Origin of the sequence: Kaistella sp., assembly GCF_032060305.1 — a bacterium.
Classification (GTDB): domain Bacteria; phylum Bacteroidota; class Bacteroidia; order Flavobacteriales; family Weeksellaceae; genus Kaistella; species Kaistella yananensis.
On record NZ_DAMBHK010000111.1, the window covers coordinates 1 to 4,009 of the forward strand.

Consider the following 4,009-nt stretch of genomic DNA (forward strand, 5'->3'; position numbering starts at 1 on the left):
GAATTCCAAACGGTAAGCTGAACCGCAAAGAATTGCTACATTTGCTGCAGTAATTTCTCCCTCATGAAAAACTTCACAAAGGAACTCACCTATAAAACCTCCCGCAGCAGCGGCGCAGGCGGACAGAACGTGAATAAAGTGGAGACCGCGGTTACGGTGATGTGGAATCCCTCCCAAACCGCGTATTTTTCTGCCGAAGAAATTGAACTTATTTCGCAAAAGCTGAAGAACAGAATTAATCTGGAAGGCATCTTACAACTCACGGTATCCGAAAGCAGAACGCAGCTTCAGAACAAAAAAATTGCCACTGAAAAGGTTATAGAGCTTGTAAATAAAGCACTTATAAAACCGAAAATCCGTAAACCTACCAAGCCTTCGAAACGACAGGTCGAAAAGAGAATTCAGACAAAGAAACAACTTTCAGAAAAAAAGGAAAACCGCAAATTCCGGTTTTAAGCAAAACGTTAATTTATGCTAAACAGTTGTTTATTAAATACTTATTTCTTAAGTTTGTAAAAATCATTTTATAAATACATGGTCACATCATTCTTTTTATCCGAAACCGGAATATCCAGACTTTTGCTGTCCTTGCTTTATTTGCATACTGATTCGTTCTTGAAAAGTTCCAAAGATTTCATCAATTAATCCCTGTCAGATCCAAGACAGGGCATCTCAGCATTTTTACTATTAATTTTTGATGTGTTTTCACAGGCAGAATATCTCCTGATATTTTCGGCCTGCATTGGATTGTATTAAACACGTCATCCAATTCAAAAAAATATAAAAAAATGACACAGAACATCATCTTAACAACAGGAATTTACGATGCGATTAAAGATCACCTCAGAAGAAAAAAAGTAACCCCAAATGAAGAAGTAAGACTTACCTCGGAACTTAGAAATGCCGTGCAGGTAAGAAGAAGAGAACTTCCGGAAGATGTAGTAACGGTAGACCGAAAAGTAACGGTAAAAGACCATACTTTAAACAAAGAAGAAGAATACATCTTTGTAGGAGTTGCACAGGCAAGACCGAAAAAAAACAAACACTCTATCCTTTCCGACATGGCTCTGGCGACAATGGGATATAAAGTGGGTGATATCGTAGAATATCCTTTTAAAGACGGCGAAAGAAGAATTGAAATCCTAAAAGTTGAAAACTGGGAAGGCTAATTTACAATCCCAAACCTTTACCATGATTTACATAAAAGTACAGCCTTTGCCCGCTGTACTTTTTTCTTTTCAAACAAAGGCGGTTGAATAAGTTTAAAAAAGCTATTTCAAATTAAGTTCAGTCCTAAAATATTATCTTTGCAAAAACAATTAAAGAAATGAATAAACCGATTACAGAATTTTTAGAAAAATATTATCTGCATTTTAATGCAGCCGCTCTGGTTGATGCTTCCAAAGGCTATGTAGCCCATTTAAAAGACGGCGGAAAAATGATGATTACCTTGGCTGGTGCAATGTCTACCGCAGAGCTGGGCAAAATTTTGGCCGAGATGATTCGTCAGGATAAAGTTGATATTATTTCGTGTACCGGTGCTAACCTGGAAGAGGATGTAATGAATCTTGTTGCGCACTCTCACTACAAAAGAGTTCCTAACTACAGAGATTTAACGCCAGAACAGGAAAGAGAACTGCTTGATCAGCATTTTAACCGGGTAACCGATACCTGTATTCCTGAAGAAGAAGCGTTCCGCCGTTTGCAGAAGCATTTGGAAGACGTTTGGCATGCCGCTGAAGAAAAAGGCGAACGTTATTTCCCGCACGAATTCCTTTATCAGGTAGTAAATTCCGGAGTTCTGGAGCAATATTATGAAATCGATCCTAAAGATTCATGGATTGTAGCTGCAGCAGAAAAAAACCTGCCCATTGTTTGTCCGGGTTGGGAAGATTCCACAACTGGAAACATTTTCACCTCAAACGTTATCAAAGGAAAACTGAATGTTCATACCGTAAAATCGGGTATTGAATACATGATTTATCTTACCGAATGGTACCGTGCAAATTCAGGTGGAAAAGGCGTTGGCTTTTTCCAGATCGGTGGTGGAATCGCTGGCGATTTCCCAATCTGCGTAGTACCGATGATGTACCAGGATCTGGAGTGGGAAGATGTGCCTTTCTGGGCATATTTCTGCCAGATTTCTGATTCTACAACGTCTTACGGTTCTTATTCGGGAGCAGTTCCGAACGAAAAAATTACCTGGGGTAAACTCGATATCGATACACCGAAATATATCGTTGAAAGTGATGCTACCATCTGCGCACCACTCATGTTCACTTATATTTTAGAGAACTCTTAAAATTCAAAAACAGATTCATAAAACTCCTGCAAAAAATTGCAGGAGTTTTTTTTCGCAATTATTATCATTAAAAACAATAAATTTTTCTGGTGAAAAACTATAGATTTTCAGAGATTTGCAGCATGCATCCAAAGTACTTAAAAATCGAAGATTTCACTTACGATTTACCAGCAGAAAAAATTGCTTACAACCCAGTGAATCCCCGCGATCAATCAAAATTACTAATTTATAAGGACGAAAGAATATCCGAAGATATCTACCAGAATATCAGTGAATATCTTCCCGAAAACGCTGTTTTGGTCTTTAACGATACCAAGGTTGTAAAATCCAGACTCTTTTTTAAGAACGAAAACGGAGCAAACATAGAAATTTTCTGTCTGGAACCCTACGGCGAAGCCATCAACTATGAACAGCATTTCTTGGAACAAAATTCCGTAACATGGATTTGTTTTATCGGCAAAGTTTCCAAATGGAAAGAAAAAGAACTGTCGAAATATGTTGATCTGGAAGGACATAAGGTAAAGCTATCCGCTGAAATTGCCGGCAAACTAGATGATGCTTACCTAGTGAAATTTTCGTGGTCACCGGGCCAGATTCCTTTCAGGAAAATTATGGATGCAGCCGGAGTTACGCCTTTGCCTCCCTATATCAAAAGAGTTGCAGAAAAAACAGACGAAGATGCTTACCAAACGGTTTACTCCGAAAACGAAGGCTCCGTAGCCGCGCCCACAGCCGGCCTGCACTTTACGGAACGCGTGCTGAATGATTTTTCGGAGAAAGGTATTTCATCACTGTTCACAACTTTGCATGTTGGTGCAGGTACTTTTAAGCCTGTGAAATCTGAAAAGATGGAAGATCACATCATGCACGCCGAATACCTCAACATTACCACAGATTTTCTTGAAGATTTAAAAAGCAAAATCGGGCGGCCCATCATCACCGTCGGCACCACCTCCACCCGAACTTTGGAGAGCATTTATTGGATGGGCAACAAAATTCTTCAAAACCCAGACATCAGTTACGAAGAACTGAAAATCACCCAGTGGCTTCCCTACGAAACCGAAGTTCTGGCAAGCGCTGAAGAGGCCATCAATGCACTTTTAAACTGGATTAAAAGCACCGGGCAAAATCATTTATCAATCGAAACCGAAATCATCATCGCGCCGGGTTATTCCTTCAAAATCGTAAACGGACTGATAACGAATTTTCATCAGCCGCAATCTACGCTGCTTTTGTTGGTTTCTGCCTTAATTGGAAATAACTGGAAAAAAATTTACACCCATGCTTTAGAAAACAACTACCGTTTTCTAAGCTACGGTGACGGAAGTTTGCTTTTGCCAAGAAATAAATAATCTTAATATAAAGTTTGATCATGGACCCGCAGTTTAAAAAGCAGGTTTTTGAAATCATTAAATTGATACCAAAAGGCAGAGTTACCAGCTACGGTGCCATTGCAAAAGCGGTTGGTTACCCGAACCACGCTAGACACGTGGGGAATGCACTGCGGAAATACGAGGAAGATTTCCCGGCTCACCGGGTCTGCAATTCTTCCGGACACATCACTGCGAGCTGCCTGGATTTATTCACCGAAAAACTGGCACGGGTAGGCGTGAAAGTTCAGGGAAATAAAATCACAGACTTTAAAAAAGTCTTCTGGAGTCCATTGCACGAACTTTAACAAAAAGCTGGTCTTGCACAAATTTGGTC

5 protein-coding genes are annotated in these 4,009 nt (G+C 39.8%); all 5 read left to right on the forward strand.

Annotated features, from left to right (window positions below; genetic code table 11):
* Window positions 1-63 precede the first annotated feature (63 nt).
* The 5 genes from arfB to V5N63_RS11225 all read left to right on the forward strand — a co-directional run bounded on the left by arfB (window position 64) and on the right by V5N63_RS11225 (window position 3,980).
* On the forward strand, window positions 64-456 hold the full coding sequence (gene arfB, locus V5N63_RS11205) for an alternative ribosome rescue aminoacyl-tRNA hydrolase ArfB (protein ID WP_332018385.1): 393 nt from the start codon (window positions 64-66) through the stop codon (window positions 454-456).
* Between the two features lie 332 nt (window positions 457-788).
* Window positions 789-1,169, forward strand: a complete 381-nt coding sequence (locus V5N63_RS11210) for a GreA/GreB family elongation factor (protein ID WP_088468680.1) — start codon at window positions 789-791, stop codon at window positions 1,167-1,169.
* A 158-nt stretch (window positions 1,170-1,327) separates the two neighbouring features.
* The gene (locus V5N63_RS11215) at window positions 1,328-2,302 is read left to right on the forward strand and encodes a deoxyhypusine synthase family protein (protein WP_088468146.1); all 975 of its coding nucleotides are present in this window, start codon (window positions 1,328-1,330) and stop codon (window positions 2,300-2,302) included.
* A gap of 89 nt (window positions 2,303-2,391) precedes the next feature.
* A complete protein-coding gene (locus tag V5N63_RS11220; RefSeq protein ID WP_332034012.1) occupies window positions 2,392-3,654 on the forward strand; it encodes an S-adenosylmethionine:tRNA ribosyltransferase-isomerase in 1,263 nt (420 codons plus the stop codon).
* 20 nt (window positions 3,655-3,674) lie between these two features.
* Window positions 3,675-3,980 (forward strand): MGMT family protein, encoded by a 306-nt coding sequence (locus tag V5N63_RS11225; protein WP_332034013.1) that lies wholly within the window; start codon window positions 3,675-3,677, stop codon window positions 3,978-3,980.
* The last annotated feature ends 29 nt before the right edge of the window (window positions 3,981-4,009 follow it).

Bases quoted from the DNA above. Each gene is read 5' to 3' on its own strand.
- V5N63_RS11215 (WP_088468146.1), top strand. From the start codon at position 1,328: ATGAATAAACCGATTACAGAATTTTTAGAAAAATATTATCTGCATTTT.
- V5N63_RS11225 (WP_332034013.1), top strand. From the start codon at position 3,675: ATGGACCCGCAGTTTAAAAAGCAGGTTTTTGAAATCATTAAATTGATA.
- arfB (WP_332018385.1), top strand. From the start codon at position 64: ATGAAAAACTTCACAAAGGAACTCACCTATAAAACCTCCCGCAGCAGC.
- V5N63_RS11210 (WP_088468680.1), top strand. From the start codon at position 789: ATGACACAGAACATCATCTTAACAACAGGAATTTACGATGCGATTAAA.